Source organism: Ramlibacter aurantiacus, from assembly GCF_016722895.1.
In the GTDB taxonomy this organism is placed as follows: Bacteria; Pseudomonadota; Gammaproteobacteria; order Burkholderiales; family Burkholderiaceae_C; genus Ramlibacter; species Ramlibacter aurantiacus.
The window spans coordinates 106547-123722 of the sequence record NZ_JAEQNA010000004.1 but is presented as its reverse complement, the minus strand read 5'-3'; the positions used below and the strand labels follow the sequence as shown (position 1 = coordinate 123722).

Genomic DNA, 17176 nt, shown 5'->3' with positions numbered 1-17176 from the left:
ATGGTCATCGTCGGCCTGGCGCTGGTGACGGTGCTCACCCGCAGCTTCTTTTTCATCTCCGACCGACGCTGGCCACTGCCGACATGGGCCGAGCGCGGATTGCAGTACGCCCCGGTCGCCGCGCTGGCGGCGGTGGTCATTCCCGAGATCATCAGCGTGCAAGGCGAGCTGATCGGCACCTGGAAGGACGCGCGCTTGTTCGGCGGACTGGTTGGCTTGGCCGCCTTCGCCTGGCGGCGCAGCGTGTTGCACACCCTGGTGGCCGGCATGGCCGTGTACCTGCCCCTGCGCCTGGCGCTCGGCTGGTAAGCTCCCAAGGCACTTTTCGCAGGGAACCCATGAACATCCTCCGCTTTTCCGATCTTTGCGCACAGGGCCGCGCCCAGGGTCGGCGCGTCTTCATCCGCGCCGACCTGAACGTGCCGCAGGACGACTCCGGCCGCATCACCGAAGACACCCGCATCCGCGCGTCCATCCCGTGCATCCGCATGGCACTCGACGCCGGCGCGGCGGTGATGGTCACCTCCCACCTGGGCCGCCCCACCGAAGGCGAATTCAAGCCCGAGGATTCGTTGGCACCCGTCGCGCAGCGGCTGTCGGAGCTGCTGGGGCGCGATGTGCCGCTGCGGGCCGGCTGGGCCGACGGTGTGGAGGTGCAGCCCGGCCAGGTGGTGCTGCTCGAGAACTGCCGCCTCAACAAGGGCGAGAAGAAGAACGATCCCGGGCTCGCCCGCAGGATGGCCGCGCTGTGCGACATCTTCGTGCACGACGCCTTCGGCACCGCGCACCGTGCCGAGGCTTCCACCTACGGCATTGCCCAGTACGCCCCGGTTGCTTGCGCCGGACCGCTGCTCGCAGCCGAGATCGACGCCATCAGCCAGGCACTGGCGAACCCGCGCCGTCCGCTGGCGGCCATCGTCGCCGGCTCGAAGGTGTCGACCAAGCTCACCATCCTGAAGGCTCTCTCGGCCAAGGTGGACCAACTCATCGTGGGTGGAGGCATCGCCAACACCTTCTTGCTGGCCGCAGGCCTGCCCATCGGCAAGTCCCTGGCCGAGGCCGACCTGGTGGGCGAAGCGCGTGCCGTGATCGAGGCCATGAAGGCACGTGGCGCCGAGGTGCCCATCCCCACCGACGTGGTGGTCGCCAAGCGCTTCGCGGCCGACGCCGAGGCCACCGTCAAGGCTGCTCGCGACGTGGCCGAAGACGACCTCATCCTGGACATCGGTCCCGAGACCGCCCAGCGCCTGGCCGCGCAGCTACAGTCGGCCGGCACCATCGTCTGGAACGGGCCGGTGGGCGTGTTCGAGTTCGACGCGTTCTCGCATGGCACCGAGGCCATCGCCCGAGCCATCGCGCAGTCGTCCGCCTTCAGCATCGCCGGCGGCGGCGACACACTGGCGGCCATCGCCAAGTACCACATCGAGAAGGACGTGAGCTACATCTCCACCGGCGGTGGCGCCTTCCTCGAGGTGCTGGAGGGCAAGCAACTGCCGGCGTTCGAGATCCTGGAAAAGCGCGCGCAGGGCTGAGGCCCCGCGCCGTCTTCAAGCGGCGGCCGCCCGGCTGGTCGGCCGTCCGCTGTAGTCGGTCCAGCAGCGGCGGCCGAAGTCATAGAGCTTGCAGCGACGCGCCGTGTCGAAGTACCAGCGCCAGGAGAACGGCTGCACGACGATGCGGCCGGGCAGCATGCGCTCCAACGTGGTCTGCGCCTGCTCCAGGTGGTACAGGGGAATGCTCATGTCCACGTGGTGCGCGGTGTGCTCCATGATGTGGTGCATCAGCGCCCCGATCCGGAACGGCATGGTGAGGTGCACGGTGGTCGACACGAAGGGCTGCGACTGCTGCCAGCTCGTGCGATCCGCGTGCCACGATACCGCGGGGTGCGTGTGGTGCACATACACGACGAAGCCGATCATGGCGCACCAGAACAGGAACGGCACCCCGACGCCGGTGGCGAGCACCAGGGCCACGGACTGTCCTGCCGAAGCCGCCGCGGCCCACAGGCCGCCGACCCACAGCAGCGCAAAGCCCGAGACCAGCCCGTTGTCCCAGTAAAAGGCCGCCCGGCGCGTGGGCATCTGGCGCCGGCTCGGAAAGAACATGCGCTTCCACCAGATCTCCAGCATGTAGTACAGGCCCGGCGCCCAGCCGCTGCGGTAGATCCGGTCCATCAGCCGCGCGAGCGCGCCCATGGACTCGTATTCCTCGCGCGTGGCGGGTGCCCAGACGAAGTCCACGCCCTTGAGATTGGTGAAGCCGTGGTGCACCACGTTGTGTCCGGCATCCCAGAGGCTGTAGGGCGTGAGTGAGGGCAGAAAGGCGATTCGGCCGATCCACTTGTTCAGGCGCCGATGGGGCGTGAGGCTCTGGTGGCAGGCATCGTGGCCGATGATGAACAGGCGGCCGATGACGAAGCCGGCCCCCAGCCCGCACAGCAGCTTGGCCCAGGCCGCGGGCAGCAGCACCGCGCCCGCCAGCATCGCGAGCAGCAGAGCCCAGTCCAGCAGCAGCAGCGCGATGGCACGCGCCGTCACGCGCTGCGACAGCGGGATCAGCCACTGGCGAAGGATCTTGCGATGGGGAAGGGGCGCCTCGGGTGGCAGGGGATGGGAATCGGAATCTGGTCGCATGGGGTCAAGGGCAGCGGGCCAGGTCGCCCGCAACGGACATGCTATGAGCTCCCCGGAAGCTCGGCGATGACATGGATCAAGCCCCGGGCGCGAAGAACCCGCCTTGCTGCACCACGGTCGGGTGAGCGAATGGCGCGGTGTACGGTGGAGGTGCTCGTTCGGAATCCAAGTTAGTACTGATGGGCCGGAGCGGCAGGTGCTCCGAAACCCGGATGCCGTCTACCGTGCCCGGCGAGCGAGGCGGCGCCGCCGATGCTTGCGAGGGATGTGAGAATGGGCGCTTTGTGTCGTCTCAGAGGAAGCTGTCCATGGCCCGTCGTGCCACCAAGATCGTCGCAACCCTCGGGCCCGCCTCCAGCGATCCCCAGCTGCTCGAGGAGATGATCCGGGCGGGCGTGAACGTCGTGCGCCTGAATTTCAGCCACGGAAAAGCCCAGGACCACATCGACCGGGCCCGGCTGGTTCGCGAGGTGTCGCAGCGCGCCGCGCGCGAGGTGGCCATCATGGCCGACCTGCAAGGCCCCAAGATCCGCGTCGGCCGTTTCGCCGAGGGCAAGGTGCTGCTCGAAGCCGGTCGCCCCTTCGTGCTCGACGCGTCCCGCGAGGAGCCGGGCGACGTCCATGGCGTCGGCCTCGACTACAAGGAGCTGCCGCGCGACGTGCGCTCGGGCGACGTGCTGCTGCTCAACGACGGGCTGATCGTGCTCACCGTCGATGCGGTGCAGGGCGACGAGGTCCGCACCACGGTCAAGCTCGGTGGCGAGCTGTCCAACAACAAGGGCATCAACAAGCAAGGTGGCGGGCTGTCGGCACCGGCGCTCACGGCCAAGGACATGGAGGACATCCGCACCGCCATGAGCTTCCAGGCCGACTACGTGGCGGTGAGCTTTCCCAAGACCGCGACCGACATGGAGATGGCGCGCCAGTTGTGCAACGTCGCTGCCTCCGAATACCGGCACAAGCCGGGCCTGATCGCCAAGATCGAGCGGGCCGAGGCCATCCCGAACCTCGAGTCCATCCTCAAGGCCAGCGACGGCATCATGGTCGCGCGCGGCGACCTCGCGGTGGAGGTCGGCAACGCCGCCGTCCCCGCGTTGCAAAAACGCATGATCCGGCTGGCCCGCCAGGCGGACAAGGTGGTGATCACCGCCACCCAGATGATGGAGTCCATGATCACCAACCCGGTGCCCACCCGGGCCGAGGTGAGTGACGTGGCCAACGCCGTGCTCGACGGCACCGACGCCGTGATGCTCAGCGCCGAGACCGCGGCCGGCCGCTATCCGCTCGAGACCGTGATCGAGATGGCCAACATCTGCGCCGAAGCCGAGATGGCCGAGGAGGTGACCCTCGACGCCGACTTCACGAGCATGGACTTCCAGCGCATCGACCAGTCCATCGCCATGGGCGCGCTCTTCACGGCGCACCACCTGGGCTGCAAGGCGATCGTGGCCCTGACCGACTCCGGTTCCACCGCGCTGTGGATGAGCCGGCACCGCATCCACGTGCCCATCTACGCGCTCACCCCGCGGTTGTCGACGCAGCGGCGCATGGCCCTGTACCGCAACGTGCGCCCCCTGCTGATGGACCAGAGCGCCGATCGCGACACCGCACTGCGAGAGGCCGAGTCGCATCTCAAGAAGCGCGGCATCGTCGGCAAGGGCGACATCTACGCCATCACCTGCGGCGAACCCATGGGGGCGCCCGGCGGCACCAACATGCTCAAGGTCTGCATCGCCGAATGAGCGTGCCGGCGTCCGCATAGCCCGTCCGGGCTATTCACCAGCCACGGCCGGGACTGCCCGCGGGTCCGATCGTTAAAATTGCCCGGACTCCGCGGGTCTTTCGCACCGCCCAGCTTTCCAACTTCCTACGAGCCCCACCCATGCCCCTCGTTTCCATGCGCGAACTGCTGGACCATGCCGCCGAGAACGGCTATGGCATTCCGGCTTTCAACGTCAACAACCTCGAGCAGGTCCAGGCCGTGATGGAAGCGGCCAAGGAAACCGGTGCCCCGGTCATCCTGCAGGCCAGCGCGGGCGCTCGCAAGTACGCGGGCGAATCCTTCATCAAGCATCTCATCCAGGCAGCTGTCGAGGCCTATCCCACCATCCCGCTGGTGATGCACCAGGACCATGGCCAGAGTCCCGATGTGTGCCGCGGCGCGGTCGACCTGGGCTTCACGTCGGTGATGATGGACGGCAGCCTGGAGGCCGATGGCAAGACGATCGCCAGCTACGACTACAACGTGGAAGTCACCCGCAAGGTGGTCGACATGGCACACCCCATGGGCATCACCGTCGAGGGTGAGCTGGGGTGCCTGGGCTCGCTGGAAACCATGCGCGGCGACAAGGAAGACGGCCACGGCACCGACGCCACCATGACGCGCGAGCAGCTGCTCACCGACCCCGAGCAGGCCGCCGACTTCATCGCGCGCACCCAGGTCGATGCGCTGGCCATCGCCATCGGCACCAGCCACGGCGCCTACAAGTTCAGCCGCAAGCCCACCGGCGACATCCTGGCGATCGGGCGCATCAAGGAAATCCACCGCCGCATTCCCAACACCCACCTGGTGATGCACGGCAGCTCCAGCGTGCCGCAGGAACTGCTGGCCATCATCCGCCAGCACGGCGGGCAGATGAAGGAAACCTACGGCGTGCCGGTCGAGGAGATCCAGGAAGCCATCAAGCATGGGGTGCGCAAGATCAACATCGACACCGACATCCGCCTGGCGATGACCGGCGCGGTGCGCAAGTTCCTGGCCGAGAACCCCGAGAAGTTCGACATGCGCGAGTGGATGAAGCCGGCGCGCGAGGCGGCCCGGCTGGTCTGCAAGCAGCGCTACCTCGAGTTCGGTTGCGAAGGGCAGGCTGGCAAGATCAAGGGCCAGGGTCTGCAGGTGATGGCCCGCAAGTACTCGCAAGGCGAGCTGGCGCAAGTCGTTCACTGAACCCGCCCCATGTGATTTCCCGGCCCGTCGCCCCAGACGGGCCGTTTTCGTTTCGGACATTGCCATGACCTCCGCCCTCCACACCTCTTCGCTCCACTCCCTGCCGCTGCTGGCTCGCGGCAAGGTCCGGGACAACTACGCCGTCGGCCACGACCGCATCCTGATGGTGGCCACCGACCGGATCTCGGCCTTCGACGTGATCATGGGCGAGCCCATTCCGGGCAAGGGCGAGCTGCTCACGCACATGTCGCTGTTCTGGTTCGGCAAGCTGGGCCATGTCTGCCCCAACCACCTCACGGGCGAGCTGCCCGAGAGCGTGGTCGATTCGGCCGAGGTGCAGCAGGTGGTCGGCCGATCGATGCTGGTGCGCCGGCTCAAGCCGATTCCGGTCGAGGCCGTGGTGCGCGGCTATCTGGCCGGCAGCGGCTGGAAGGAGTACCAGCAAAGCGGCTCCGTCTGCGGCGTGCCGCTGCCGCCCGGCCTGACCAATGCGGCGCGCCTGCCGCACCCCATCTACACCCCGGCGGCCAAGGCCCAGGCCGGCGAGCACGACGAGAACATCAGCTACGAGCGCACGGTGGAGATGGTCGGCCCCGAGTTGGCGGCGACTTTGCGCGACCTGAGCCTGCGCCTGTACCAGGAGGCTGCGGCCATCGCACTGCAAAAGGGCGTGATCATCGCCGACACCAAGTTCGAGTTCGGCCTGGACGCCGATGGCAAGGTGGTGCTGATGGACGAAGTTCTCACGCCCGATTCCTCGCGTTACTGGCCGGTCGAAGGCTACGAGCAGGCCGCTGCCCGCGGCGACAACCCGCCCAGTTTCGACAAGCAATTCGTGCGCGACTGGCTGGAGCAGGTGCGTATCAATGGCAAGCCCTGGGACAAGACGCCGCCGGCGCCCCGGCTGCCGCAGGACGTGATCGACCGCACCGCCGCCAAGTACCGCGAAGCGCTGGAGCGCCTCACGGGCTGACGGGTCAGCTCAGCACCACGCTCGACAAGCGCCGCCGGTAGGTGGCCACCGTGGGATCGTCGGGCGGAATCTGACCATCGGCCACCTTCGCCTTGGGAGGCTCGATCAGGTCCAGGATGGCGATGTAGGTCTTGCGCGCGGCGTCGTCGTTCCAGGCTTTGTCGCGCATCAGGATCTCCAGCAGCTCGTCCATGGCATCGGTCCAGCGGTGCTGGGCGATCAGCGATTGCGCGCGTGCGAAGCGGGCATCGAAGTCGCGGCGGTTGGCTTCGATGCGGGCGTCCAGCGCCGGCAGCCCGTGCTCGCTCGCCTCGGCGGCGTGCATGGCCTCCATCACCCGCTGCAGCGAGTCGAAGCGCCGCACCACCGCCACCTTGTCGAGCACCGGCGCAAATGCGAGCTTGGCGTCTTCGAGGCGGCCGGCTAGCAGAAGCGCCTGGACGTACCCGAACCGGGCCTCGTCATTGGCCGGATCAACGGCCACCGACTGCTGCAGCTTCTCGAGCTGTGCGTCGCTGCCGGCGGGCAGTTCCGGTTCGAGTTCGGGCCCGGCTTCGGGCTCGTCGGCGGCCGGCGGCAGGTGCTTGTCCAGGAACTGGCGCAGCTGGCCTTCGGGCAGGGCGCCCATGAAGCCGTCGACCGGCTGGCCTCCCTTGAGCAGGATGCAGGTGGGGATGCTGCGGACGCCGAAGGCGGCGGCCAGCTGCTGCTCCTGGTCGGAGTCGATCTTCACCAGCTTGAACCGGCCTTCGTAAGCGGTTTCGAGCTTCTCCAGCAGCGGGCCGATCACCTTGCAGGGTCCGCACCAGGGCGCCCAAAAGTCGACCAGCACCGGGGTCTCCATGGAGGCGGCGATGACCTCGGTTTCAAAGTTTTCCAGGGTGACGTCGATCATTCGGCTTGGCTTGTGTGGGCAACTTAAAATTCACACCTTTTGGGCACAGGCATGAGCACGGTAGAGGTTGGCGTCGTGATGGGGTCCGGCAGTGACTGGGACACGCTCTCGCACGCAGTGGCGATTCTCCAGGAATTCGAAGTGCCCCACGAAGCCCGCGTGGTGTCGGCCCACCGCATGCCCGACGACATGTTCGCGTATGCGCAAGCCGCCGAGTCACGCGGCCTCAAGGCCATCATCGCCGGGGCCGGCGGAGCAGCCCACCTGCCCGGCATGCTCGCGGCCAAGACCACCGTGCCGGTGCTGGGCGTGCCGGTCGCCAGCCGCCACCTGCAGGGCGTCGATTCGCTGCACAGCATCGTGCAGATGCCCAAGGGCATTCCCGTGGCCACGTTCGCCATCGGCACCGCCGGCGCGGCGAACGCCGCGCTCTTCGCGATCGCCATGCTGGCCAACGGCAACCCGGTCCTGCGCGAGCGGCTGCGGGCCTGGCGCGAGCGGCAGAGCGAAGCGGCACGCCAGACCACCTTGCCGCCCGTCGCATGAACCCGCCCGCCATCCTTCTTCCGGGTGCCACGCTGGGCGTGATGGGCGGTGGACAGCTGGGCCGCATGTTCGTTCACGCGGCCCAGCGCATGGGCTACTTCACGGCCGTGCTCGATCCCGACGCCCAGAGCCCGGCCGGACGGGTGAGCCATCACCACCTCCACGGCGAGTACCTGGAGACGCGCCACCTGGCCGAGCTTGCGCGCATCGCCGACGCCATCACCACCGAGTTCGAGAACGTCCCGGCCGCCGCGCTGGAGCAGCTGGCGGTGCATCGTCCGGTCGCCCCCGGCGGCGAGGCCGTGGCCATCGCCCAGGACCGCATCCGCGAGAAGGCCCATTTCACCCGCTGCGGCGTGGCCTGCGCGCCCCATGCGGTGATCGAGACCGACGAACACCTGGCCCTGGTGGCCGACTCGCTGCTGCCCGGGATCCTCAAGACCGCCCGCCTCGGATACGACGGCAAGGGGCAGCTGCGGGTCGCCACGCGCGAAGCCCTGGTGCAGGCCTGGAACGACCTGGGGCGGGTGCCCTGCGTGCTCGAGCAGATGCTGCCGCTGGCGGCCGAATGCTCGGTGGTGGTGGCGCGCGGCGCCGACGGCCGGATGGTCCACCTGCCGCCGCAGCGCAACCTGCATCGCGACGGCATCCTGGCGGTGACCGAGGTGTTCGATGGCGTGCTGCCGGACGCCGCGGCCGCGCAGGCGGTCGCATCCACGCAGGCCATCGCCGAAGGGCTGGGCTACGTGGGCGTGCTGTGCGTCGAGTTCTTCGTGCTGCAGGACGGTTCCCTGGTGGTCAACGAGATGGCGCCGCGGCCCCACAACAGCGGCCACTGGAGCCTCGATGCCTGCGACGTCTCGCAGTTCGAGCTGCAGGTGCGCACGCTGGCCGGCCTGCCGCTGGCGGTGCCGCGCCAGCACAGCCCGGCCATCATGCTCAACCTGCTGGGGGACCTGTGGCGGGGCGGATCCACACCAGCCGAGCCGGACTGGACGAGCATCCTGGCGTTGCCGGGCATGCACCTGCACCTGTACGGCAAGACCGACGCCCGCGTCGGCCGCAAGATGGGCCACCTCACCGTCACCGGTCCCACGGCTGCCGCCGTGCGCGAGCGTGCGTTGAAGGCCTGCGAGGTGCTGGGCATCCAGCCGTTCGTCTCCGCATGATCCTCGACGGCCAATCCCCGGCCGCCATCGCCGAGGCTGCGCGCCGCCTCGCGGTCGGCGAGCTGGTCGCCTTTCCGACCGAAACGGTCTACGGCCTGGGCGCCGATGCCGGCAACGACGCCGCCGTGGCCGCGATCTTCCAGGCCAAGGGCCGGCCGGCCGACCACCCGCTGATCGTGCACGTGGCAAGCGCCGACGATGCGAGCCGCTTCGCCCGCCACATCCCGCCCGTGGCCGAACGCCTGATGCAGGCCTTCTGGCCCGGACCGCTGACGCTGATCCTGCCGCGGCGGGAAGGCATGGGCGAGGCCGCCAGCGGCGGCCAGGGCAGCATCGGCCTGCGTTGCCCGTCGCATCCGGTCACGCAGTCCCTGCTGCAGGCCTGCCACTCGAACCAGCCGCCGGTGTGGGGCCTGGCCGGGCCCAGTGCCAACCGCTTCGGCCGCGTCAGCCCGACCACGGCCCAGCATGTGCAGGACGAGTTCGGGCCCGAGCTGGCGGTGCTCGACGGCGGCGCCTGCCCGGTGGGCATCGAGTCGGCCATCGTCGACTGCACCCGCGGCGTGCCCGTACTCCTGCGCCCGGGCGTGCTCACCGGACCGCAGATCGCGCGGGCCTGCGGCGAACGGCTGTGGCTGCCCGACGAACTGGCCCAGGCCGCGCCCCGGGCCTCGGGCACCCTGGCTTCGCATTACGCGCCGCAGGCGCGGTTGCGCCTGATGGACGCCCGCGCCTTGCAAGACGCGCTCGACGTGCTGGGGCCGCAGGCCTCCGGCATCGCGGTCTGGTCGCTGGCGCCGGTACGGCCGCCTTCTCCCCGGGTGTCGGTGCGTGCCATGCCGGCGCAGCCCGAGGCGGCGGCCCGCGAGCTGTTCGCGGTGCTGCGCGCGTTCGATGCCCAGGGCGTGCGGCTGATCTGGGTCGAGCAGCCGCCCGACACGCCCGAGTGGGCCGGCGTCAACGACCGGCTTCGACGAGCGGCCACCTGAAGGGCCCTCGCTACACTCGCGGCCAACTCCCCCCAACTTCCCTTCCTTGCCCTTCCGGAGAAGTCTTCAATGGCATTCCAACGCTCGCGCCGCTCCCTGCTTGCCGCCAGCCTGAGCGCGGCGGTGCTGGCCGCGTGCGGCGGCGGCGACGTGGTTTCGCAGTTCACGCCCGCGCGCATCGTGGTGTTCGGTGATGGTTCGGCCGATCTCGGCCGGACCGACGCGGCCGATCCCGCCCAGAACCGCCCGCGCTACACCATCAACGACGGCAGCATCGGCATCTGGACCCGGCAGCTGGCGGCGCGATACGGGCTGCCGCTGGCCTCCAGTGACGCCGGTGGCAGCAGCTACGCCATCGGCAACGCACGCGTGGCCGCGGCCACCGACGCCGCCGGCAACACCGGCACGCCGACGATCGTCTCGCAGATCGCGGCCTACTCCCCGCTGCCGAGCGACCTGGTCGTGATCAGTGCCGGCTTCAGCGACGTGATCGCCGAGGCGCGCCAGACCCAGCTGTCCCAGCAGACGCGTGAGCAGGGGCTGGCCGACCTCGATGCCGCCGCCCGCCAGCTCGGCGAGGCCGTCGCCGCACTGGTGCAGCGCGGCGCCGGGCGCGTCGTGGTGACGGGGCCGTATGACCTGTCGATCTCGCCCTGGGCCCGTGCCACCGGGCAGGGCGAGCTGCTGCGGGCCTACAGCAGCCGCTTCATTTCGTCCCTGAAAGTGTCCATGGTCCGGCTAGGTGGCAGCGTGCTGTACCTGGACCGGGAGGACTACGTCAACCGCATCTACAACAGGCCCGACTCCTACGGCATCACCAACGTCGCCGGCCGGGTCTGCACCTCGGTCGACCCGGGCCCCGGCATCGGCATCGGCGAGAACCAGGTCAGCTCGGCCCTGTGCACGCCGGCCACGCTGGAGCCTTCGGCCGATCCGGCGCGCTGGCTGTTCGCCGACGCCGTCTACCTCACGCCCGCCGCCAACCGCCTCTTTGGCGACTTCGCCTACGACACCATCCGCCGCTACTGGTAGGGGAAGGCTAGGGCCTGGTCCCTGCCCACTCCACCACCGCGTCGATCACCGGCCGGAAGGCGCCCGCGTTCGGGTGGTTGGCGATGGCCACGACCACCCAGCGGCGGCCGTCCGCGCCATGCACATAGCCGGCCACGCCGGTCACGTCGCGCAGGCTGCCGGTCTTCAGGTGCGCCTGCCCGGCCGAGCGCGTGCCGGTGCGCCGGGCGGTGCCGTCGATACCCGAGACGGGCAGCGAGGACACGAACTCCGGCATCAGCGGCGAGGCCCAGGCGTGCTGCAGCAGGCGTGCGATCTGGCTGGCGCTGATGCGTTCCTCGCGCGACAGGCCCGATCCGTTGCCGAAGGACGGCGGCTCGGAGCGCAGCCGCTCGCGCCACCACTGCTGCAGCACCTCGCGCGAGCCCGCCCAGGTGCCGGTGCCACGCCGCTGCAGGCTCAGCGTGAGGAACAGCTGCTGGGCCATCACGTTGTTGCTGAACTTGTTGATGTCGCGCACCACCTCGGCCAGCGGTGCCGAGCTGGTCTCCAGCAGAGGCGACAGCGCCTCGGGCACGCGGCCTTCGCGGACCGTGCCGTCGAGGCGGCCGCCCATCTCGAGCCACATGCCGGCCAGCGTGCGCGCGGCATGGCCGGCGGGATCGGGCGGGGCCACCGGCCAGCTGCGTGAACCGCAGGCCACCGGATAGCCGCCTGCGAATCGAACCCGCTGGGGATCGCTGAAATCGGCCTTCAAGGCGGCTCGCCAGTCGCCGCAAGGCCCCGTGGCCAGGGGCACCTGCACCGGCCACTGCACGCCGGCCAACGGGGGTTCCATCTGCACGGTGGCCACGCCGGATGCGGGCGTGAAGTGGAAGACCACCGACCGGAAGTTCAGCAGCAGCGCGTCGGGCGCGGCGTTGTAGGGGCGCAGCGGCTCGCCGTCGAAGGCGGCCGGGTCCTGCGCCGGCAACTCGAAGGCACTGCGATCCAGCACGATGTCGCCCGCGATGCGCCGGATGCCCAGCCCCTGCAGGCGGCGCATCAACAGCCACAGGCGTTCCATCACCAGCCGCGGGTCGCCCTGGCCCCGCAGGTACAGGTTGCCGCGCAGGGTGCCTTCCTGGACCACGCCGTCGGCGTAGACCGGCGTGGTCCAGCTGTAGGCCGGCCCCAGCAGGTCCAGGCCGGCGTAGGTGGTCACAAGCTTGGCGACGGAAGCCGGGTTGACCGGCACCTCGGCCCGGTGGGCCAGGCGGGCCGGCTGCCGGGGATCGACATCGGCCACCAGCAGCGTCACGGCGTCGGCCGGAATCCGGCTGCGCGTCAGCGCCGTCTCGATCTCCGGCGGCAGGACCTGCGCGAGCAGCGCCGCGGGCAGCAGCAGCGCGCCGCAGGTCAACGCCCGGCGCAGCAATCGGAGCGGAACAGCCATGGGCCATTATGGGTGGCTGGGATAATCGCCGGCCTGATCCCAGTCCGCCGTCCGTGCCCCAGAACCTTCTTGCCTTCGACACCAGCACCGAACGTCTGTCGGCGGCGCTCGCCTGGCGTGACGCCGGCGGGGCGCGCCGGCTCGAGCGCGAGGGGCCGGGCGGTCGCGAGTCGTCGGCCGCGCTGATCCCGCTGGCGATGGGACTGCTGCACGAAGCCGGCCTTCGCCTGTCGCGGCTGGATGCCATCGTTTTCGGGCAGGGCCCCGGCTCCTTCACCGGCCTGCGCACGGCCTGCGCCGTGGCCCAAGGCCTGGCCTGGGGCGCCGGGTTGCCGGTGCTGCCGGTCGAAACCCTGATGGCGGTGGCCGAGGACGCCCGGCACCGAAGCGGCGCGACCCGCGTGCTGGCCCTGCTCGACGCCCGCATGGACGAGGTCTACTGGGCCCGCTACGTGTTTGGACACGGCGGCTGGCAGCGGCAGGGGCCGATCGCCCTGGGCGCGCCCGAGAGCGTGCAGGCCGGCCCGGCCGACGAGTGGCAGGCCGGCAACGCCTTCGATCTGTACGGTGGCCGCCTGCCGACCGGCCGGCGGCTGCCGGCCCTGCCGAGCGCGGGCGCCATGCTGCGGCTGGCGCCCGGGCTGATCGCGGCCGGAGGCGCCGTCCCGGCGTCCGAGGCCTGGCCGCTGTACGTCCGGGATAAAGTCGCCCAGACCACCCAGGAGCGCCTGGCGGCTCGCGCCGTTGTGCCGGCCCCCGGTGCCCACCCATGAACGCCCTCGTCCACACCACCCATGTGCAGTTCGAGCCGATGAGCGCGGCCTGGCTCGACGCCGTCATGGCGGTGGAGACGCGGGCCTATGACCATCCCTGGACCCGCGGCAACTTCCTCGATTCGATTCGCGCGGGCTACCAGGCGCAACTGCTGCTGGCCGGACCCGTGCTGCTGGGCTACTTCGTGGCCATGAAGGGCGTGGACGAGGTGCACCTGCTCAACATCACCGTCGACCCCGGCTACCAGGGCCAGGGCTGGAGCCGTCTGATGCTGGAGGCGCTGGCCATCTGGTCGCGCGACCAGGGTGCGCAGTGGCTGTGGCTGGAAGTGCGCGAAAGCAACGCGCGGGCCCAGCATGTCTACCAGCAGGGCGGCTTCCGGCGGGTCGGCCTGCGAAAGGGCTACTACCCGGCGCGCGAGGGGCTGCGCGAGGACGCCATCGTCATGAGCCTGAAGCTGTGAGGCACCGCGGATGAGCCTCGAACTGGATCCCCGCCGCCGCGCCATGCTGGCCGAGATGGGCCTGCAGGCCTTCGTGCCGGTTGCTGGTGCGGCCTCCTCCTGCGCGGCGCAAGAGCCGGCACCTGTCGAGGCACCTGCGGTGGTCGCCGAATCCGTGGCGCCGGCGCCCGCGCGCCTGCCTGCCGCACCGCCCCAGGTCATGCGGGACCAGGCGACGGTCCGGGTCATGCCCAGCGGTGGCGAGGCGGGGGGGCGCTTCGCCGAGATGGACTGGGATGAGCTTCAACAGGCTGCGGCCGGCTGCCAGGCCTGTGCGTTGGGCGAGACGCGGCGCCAGGTGGTGTTCGGCTCCGGACCCCGGCAGGCCGACTGGCTGGTGGTGGGCGATGCGCCAAGCGAGCAGGACGAGTTGCAGGGCGAGCCCTTCGCGGGCGAGGAGGGGCGCCTGCTCGACCAGATGCTGCGGGCCGTCGGCCTGGCTCGCGGCGAGGGCGTCTACCTCACCCACCTGCTCAAGTGCCGGCCCCCTGGCAACCGCAACCCGGCGCCCGAGGAGATCGCCAGCTGCGAGCCCATCCTGCGCCGCCAGCTGGCGCTGCTGCGGCCCAAGGTCGTGCTGCTGATGGGCCGGCTGGTGGTGCCATCGCTGCTGCAGACCACCGAGCCGCTGGGCCGGCTGCGCGGCCGCGTGCACCAGTGGCAGGGCGTGCCGGTGGTGGTGACCTACCACCCGTCCTTCCTGCTGCGCAATCCGGCCGAGAAGGGCAAGGCGTGGGCGGACTGGTGCCTGGCGGATGAGGCACGGAATACAGGGTTCAGGGGCTAGGGCCTGGGGTCCCGGGACACAGCCGGGGGACGACGGCTTCTGCGCACAGGCCCGGTCCCTATCCCTGATCCCTAGAACCGCGGCAGCTCGGGGTGCGCCAACCGCCCGCCACGCACCAGCATCTTTCCGTACTCGGCGCAGCGGACCAGCGTGGGGATCACCTTGCCGGGATTGAGCAGTCCGGCGGGATCGAAGGCGCGCTTGACGCCCAGCATCTGCTCGCGCTCCTCGGGTGAGAACTGCACGCACATCGAGTTGAGCTTTTCGACGCCGACGCCGTGTTCTCCGGTGACGGTGCCGCCCATGGCGACGCTGGTCTCCAGGATGTCCGCGCCGAACAGCTCGCAGCGGCGCAGCTGGTCGGGGTCGTTCGCATCGAACAGGATCAGCGGGTGCAGGTTGCCGTCGCCCGCGTGGAACACGTTGGCGCAACGCAGGCCGTACCGCTGCTCCATCTGCTGGATGGCCAGCAGGATGTCGGCCAGCCGCTTGCGCGGAATGGTGGAGTCCATGCACATGTAGTCGGGGCTGATCCGCCCGGACGCCGGAAACGCGTTCTTGCGGCCACTCCAGAAGCGCAGGCGCTCGGATTCGTCGCGGCTGACGGCCAGCGCCGTGGCGCCGGCGGCACGCAGCACCTCGCTCATGCGGCCGATCTCCTCTTCGACTTCCTCGGGCGTGCCGTCGCTCTCGCACAGCAGGATGGCTTCGGCCGCGAGGTCGTAGCCCGCGTGCACGAAGTCCTCCACCGCCGCCGTCATGGGCTTGTCCATCATCTCCAGCCCGGCCGGGATGATGCCGGCCGCGATGACCGCTGCCACGGCATCGCCGGCTTTGCGCACGTCGTCGAAGCTGGCCATGATGCAGCGGGCCAGCTGCGGCTTGGGCACCAGGCGCACGGTCACCTCGGTGGTGACGGCCAGCATGCCCTCGCTGCCCACCACCACCGGCAGCAGGTCGTAGCCGGGCGCCTCCAGCGCCTCGCTGCCGAATTCCACCGGCTCGCCGTCGGCGGTGAAGCCGCGCACCCGCAGCACGTTGTGCAAGGTCAGGCCGTACTTCAGGCAGTGCACGCCGCCGGAGTTCTCGGCGACGTTGCCGCCGATGGTGCAGGCGATCTGGCTGGATGGGTCGGGCGCGTAGTACAGCCCGTGCGGCGCGGCCGCCTCGCTGATGGCCAGGTTGCGCACCCCGCACTGCACGCGGGCGGTGCGGGCGAGCGGGTCCAGCGACAGGATGCGGTTGAAGCGCGCCAGCGACAGCGTGACCCCCTGCGCGTGCGGCATGGCGCCGCCGGACAACCCGGTGCCGGCGCCCCGGGCCACCACCGGCACGCCCAGGCGGTGGCAGGTGCGCAGCACCGCCTGCACCTGCGCCTCGGTCGCCGGCAAGGCCACGGCCAGCGGCCGCTGCCGGTAGGCGGTGAGCCCGTCGCACTCGTAGGGCGTGGTCTCCTCGGCGCTGGACAGCACGGCGTGCGGCGGCAGCACCTCGCGCAGCGCCTGCAGCACCTCGGCCGGCGAGGGCGCCGGGGCCAGTCGATTCGGCTCGAGGGGCGCGTTCATGGCCGCAACCTACTTGAAGATCACCGTTTTATGGCCGTTCAGCAGCACCCGGTGCTCGCTGTGCCACTTCACGGCCCGGGCCAGCACCAGGCTCTCGGTGTCCCGGCCGATGGCGGTGAGGTCTTCGACGGTCTTGCTGTGGTCCACCCGCGCCACGTCCTGCTCGATGATGGGCCCCTCGTCCAGGTCGGCCGTCACGTAGTGGGCGGTGGCGCCGATGAGCTTCACGCCGCGGTCGTGCGCCTGGTAGTAGGGCTTGGCACCCTTGAAGCTGGGCAGGAAGCTGTGGTGGATGTTGATTGCGCGCCCGGCGAGCCTGCGGCACAACTCGTCCGACAGCACTTGCATGTACCGGGCCAGGACCACCAGATCGGCGCCCTCGGCTTCGATGATCTCGTACTGCCGGGATTCGGCCTGGGGCTTGGTCGCCGCCGTCACCGGGATGTGGTGGAAGGGCACGTTGTAGCTGGCGGCCAGTTGGTAGAACTCGCGGTGGTTCGACACGATGGCGCGGATGTCCAGCGGCAGCAGCCCGCTCTTCCAGCGGAACAGCAGGTCGTTCAGGCAATGGCCCTCGCGGCTGACCATGATCACGGTGCGCATGGGCGCGCCGGCCGGGTGCAGCTGCCACTGCATGCCGAAGCCCTGGGCGAAGTCGCGCCACTGGGAGCGCAGTTCTTCGTGACCCGGCTTGTCGCAGGCGAACTGCACCCGCATGAAGAACAGGCCGGTGTCGGGGTCGTTGTACTGCGCGGCCTCTTCGATGTTGCCGCCGCGCTCGAACAGGAAGCCGGACACCGCGTGCACGATGCCGGGCCGGTCCGCGCACGAGAGGGTGAGGATGAAGGCGTGGCTCATAACCGCTCGATTGTCGCAGCCGCGCGGGTGTGCCGGCCGGCCCATGGCCCGGCCGGGCTAGCCCCGGGCAGGCCAGGGTCCGCAGCCGAGTC

17 protein-coding genes are annotated in these 17176 nt (G+C 70.0%); 12 read left to right on the top strand and 5 right to left on the bottom strand.

Going from position 1 to position 17176, the window contains the following annotated elements; translation table 11 throughout:
• Positions 1–309, top strand: a complete 309-nt coding sequence (locus JI739_RS12525; RefSeq protein ID WP_201684499.1) for an AzlD domain-containing protein — start codon at positions 1–3, stop codon at positions 307–309.
• Positions 310–338: 29 nt separating this feature from the next.
• Complete coding sequence (locus JI739_RS12520) at positions 339–1532, top strand: phosphoglycerate kinase (protein ID WP_201684250.1); 1194 nt, start codon at positions 339–341, stop codon at positions 1530–1532.
• 15 nt (positions 1533–1547) lie between these two features.
• On the opposite strand, the gene JI739_RS12515 is transcribed toward JI739_RS12520, so the two are convergent.
• Positions 1548–2633: a fatty acid desaturase gene (locus JI739_RS12515; protein ID WP_201684249.1), complete on the bottom strand. Its 1086-nt coding sequence runs from the start codon at positions 2631–2633 to the stop codon at positions 1548–1550.
• A gap of 308 nt (positions 2634–2941) precedes the next feature.
• Between JI739_RS12515 and pyk the strand changes: the two genes are divergently transcribed.
• The 3 genes from pyk to JI739_RS12500 all read left to right on the top strand — a co-directional run bounded on the left by pyk (position 2942) and on the right by JI739_RS12500 (position 6553).
• Positions 2942–4375, top strand: coding sequence for a pyruvate kinase (gene pyk / locus JI739_RS12510; protein WP_201684248.1), 1434 nt, complete (start codon positions 2942–2944; stop codon positions 4373–4375).
• 140 nt (positions 4376–4515) lie between these two features.
• Positions 4516–5580, top strand: coding sequence for a class II fructose-bisphosphate aldolase (gene fba, locus JI739_RS12505; RefSeq protein ID WP_201684247.1), 1065 nt, complete (start codon positions 4516–4518; stop codon positions 5578–5580).
• Positions 5581–5644: 64 nt separating this feature from the next.
• Positions 5645–6553, top strand: a complete 909-nt coding sequence (locus JI739_RS12500) for a phosphoribosylaminoimidazolesuccinocarboxamide synthase (protein ID WP_201684246.1) — start codon at positions 5645–5647, stop codon at positions 6551–6553.
• 4 nt (positions 6554–6557) lie between these two features.
• Here the strand turns inward: JI739_RS12500 and trxA are convergent, their stop codons facing one another.
• Positions 6558–7448, bottom strand: a complete 891-nt coding sequence (gene trxA / locus JI739_RS12495) for a thioredoxin (protein ID WP_201684245.1) — start codon at positions 7446–7448, stop codon at positions 6558–6560.
• A gap of 51 nt (positions 7449–7499) precedes the next feature.
• Here trxA and purE point away from each other — a divergent pair, with 51 nt between their 5' ends.
• The 4 genes from purE to JI739_RS12475 all read left to right on the top strand — a co-directional run bounded on the left by purE (position 7500) and on the right by JI739_RS12475 (position 11184).
• Positions 7500–7994 carry a 5-(carboxyamino)imidazole ribonucleotide mutase gene (gene purE / locus JI739_RS12490; protein WP_201684244.1) on the top strand — a complete coding sequence of 165 codons (495 nt, stop codon included), beginning with the start codon at positions 7500–7502 and terminating at the stop codon, positions 7992–7994.
• Entirely contained in the window at positions 7991–9163 is a 1173-nt protein-coding gene (locus JI739_RS12485) for a 5-(carboxyamino)imidazole ribonucleotide synthase (protein WP_201684243.1), read from the top strand. The genes purE and JI739_RS12485 overlap by 4 nt, the downstream gene beginning before the upstream one ends.
• Positions 9160–10152, top strand: a complete 993-nt coding sequence (locus JI739_RS12480; protein WP_201684242.1) for an L-threonylcarbamoyladenylate synthase — start codon at positions 9160–9162, stop codon at positions 10150–10152. The genes JI739_RS12485 and JI739_RS12480 overlap by 4 nt, the downstream gene beginning before the upstream one ends.
• Before the next feature lie 69 nt (positions 10153–10221).
• Positions 10222–11184 (top strand): SGNH/GDSL hydrolase family protein, encoded by a 963-nt coding sequence (locus JI739_RS12475; RefSeq protein ID WP_201684241.1) that lies wholly within the window; start codon positions 10222–10224, stop codon positions 11182–11184.
• 7 nt (positions 11185–11191) lie between these two features.
• Here the strand turns inward: JI739_RS12475 and dacB are convergent, their stop codons facing one another.
• Positions 11192–12598 carry a D-alanyl-D-alanine carboxypeptidase/D-alanyl-D-alanine endopeptidase gene (gene dacB / locus JI739_RS12470; RefSeq protein ID WP_201684240.1) on the bottom strand — a complete coding sequence of 469 codons (1407 nt, stop codon included), beginning with the start codon at positions 12596–12598 and terminating at the stop codon, positions 11192–11194.
• Between the two features lie 8 nt (positions 12599–12606).
• On the opposite strand from dacB, the gene tsaB reads away from it, so the two are divergent.
• Genes tsaB through JI739_RS12455 form a run of 3 tightly spaced genes read left to right on the top strand, consistent with a single transcriptional unit; the run spans position 12607 to position 14661 of the window.
• Positions 12607–13371 (top strand): tRNA (adenosine(37)-N6)-threonylcarbamoyltransferase complex dimerization subunit type 1 TsaB, encoded by a 765-nt coding sequence (gene tsaB, locus JI739_RS12465; protein WP_201684239.1) that lies wholly within the window; start codon positions 12607–12609, stop codon positions 13369–13371.
• Entirely contained in the window at positions 13368–13835 is a 468-nt protein-coding gene (rimI, locus tag JI739_RS12460; RefSeq protein WP_201684238.1) for a ribosomal protein S18-alanine N-acetyltransferase, read from the top strand. Before tsaB ends, rimI begins: the two co-directional genes overlap by 4 nt.
• 10 nt (positions 13836–13845) lie before the next feature.
• On the top strand, positions 13846–14661 hold the full coding sequence (locus JI739_RS12455; protein WP_201684237.1) for a uracil-DNA glycosylase: 816 nt from the start codon (positions 13846–13848) through the stop codon (positions 14659–14661).
• Positions 14662–14732: 71 nt separating this feature from the next.
• Here the strand turns inward: JI739_RS12455 and JI739_RS12450 are convergent, their stop codons facing one another.
• Positions 14733–16226 carry an FAD-linked oxidase C-terminal domain-containing protein gene (locus tag JI739_RS12450; RefSeq protein WP_201684236.1) on the bottom strand — a complete coding sequence of 498 codons (1494 nt, stop codon included), beginning with the start codon at positions 16224–16226 and terminating at the stop codon, positions 14733–14735.
• A 9-nt stretch (positions 16227–16235) separates the two neighbouring features.
• Complete coding sequence (gene purU / locus JI739_RS12445; protein WP_201684235.1) at positions 16236–17084, bottom strand: formyltetrahydrofolate deformylase; 849 nt, start codon at positions 17082–17084, stop codon at positions 16236–16238.
• Between the last annotated feature and the right edge of the window lie 92 nt (positions 17085–17176).

Coding starts and splice junctions, on each gene's coding strand:
- tsaB (WP_201684239.1), top strand. CDS start 12,607: ATGGGTGGCTGGGATAATCGCCGGCCTGATCCCAGTCCGCCGTCCGTG.
- JI739_RS12515 (WP_201684249.1), bottom strand. CDS start 2,633: ATGCGACCAGATTCCGATTCCCATCCCCTGCCACCCGAGGCGCCCCTT.
- JI739_RS12520 (WP_201684250.1), top strand. CDS start 339: ATGAACATCCTCCGCTTTTCCGATCTTTGCGCACAGGGCCGCGCCCAG.
- purE (WP_201684244.1), top strand. CDS start 7,500: ATGAGCACGGTAGAGGTTGGCGTCGTGATGGGGTCCGGCAGTGACTGG.
- JI739_RS12500 (WP_201684246.1), top strand. CDS start 5,645: ATGACCTCCGCCCTCCACACCTCTTCGCTCCACTCCCTGCCGCTGCTG.
- pyk (WP_201684248.1), top strand. CDS start 2,942: ATGGCCCGTCGTGCCACCAAGATCGTCGCAACCCTCGGGCCCGCCTCC.
- JI739_RS12480 (WP_201684242.1), top strand. CDS start 9,160: ATGATCCTCGACGGCCAATCCCCGGCCGCCATCGCCGAGGCTGCGCGC.
- trxA (WP_201684245.1), bottom strand. CDS start 7,448: ATGATCGACGTCACCCTGGAAAACTTTGAAACCGAGGTCATCGCCGCC.
- purU (WP_201684235.1), bottom strand. CDS start 17,084: ATGAGCCACGCCTTCATCCTCACCCTCTCGTGCGCGGACCGGCCCGGC.
- JI739_RS12475 (WP_201684241.1), top strand. CDS start 10,222: ATGGCATTCCAACGCTCGCGCCGCTCCCTGCTTGCCGCCAGCCTGAGC.
- JI739_RS12450 (WP_201684236.1), bottom strand. CDS start 16,226: ATGAACGCGCCCCTCGAGCCGAATCGACTGGCCCCGGCGCCCTCGCCG.
- dacB (WP_201684240.1), bottom strand. CDS start 12,598: ATGGCTGTTCCGCTCCGATTGCTGCGCCGGGCGTTGACCTGCGGCGCG.
- rimI (WP_201684238.1), top strand. CDS start 13,368: ATGAACGCCCTCGTCCACACCACCCATGTGCAGTTCGAGCCGATGAGC.
- JI739_RS12455 (WP_201684237.1), top strand. CDS start 13,846: ATGAGCCTCGAACTGGATCCCCGCCGCCGCGCCATGCTGGCCGAGATG.
- JI739_RS12525 (WP_201684499.1), top strand. CDS start 1: ATGGTCATCGTCGGCCTGGCGCTGGTGACGGTGCTCACCCGCAGCTTC.
- JI739_RS12485 (WP_201684243.1), top strand. CDS start 7,991: ATGAACCCGCCCGCCATCCTTCTTCCGGGTGCCACGCTGGGCGTGATG.
- fba (WP_201684247.1), top strand. CDS start 4,516: ATGCCCCTCGTTTCCATGCGCGAACTGCTGGACCATGCCGCCGAGAAC.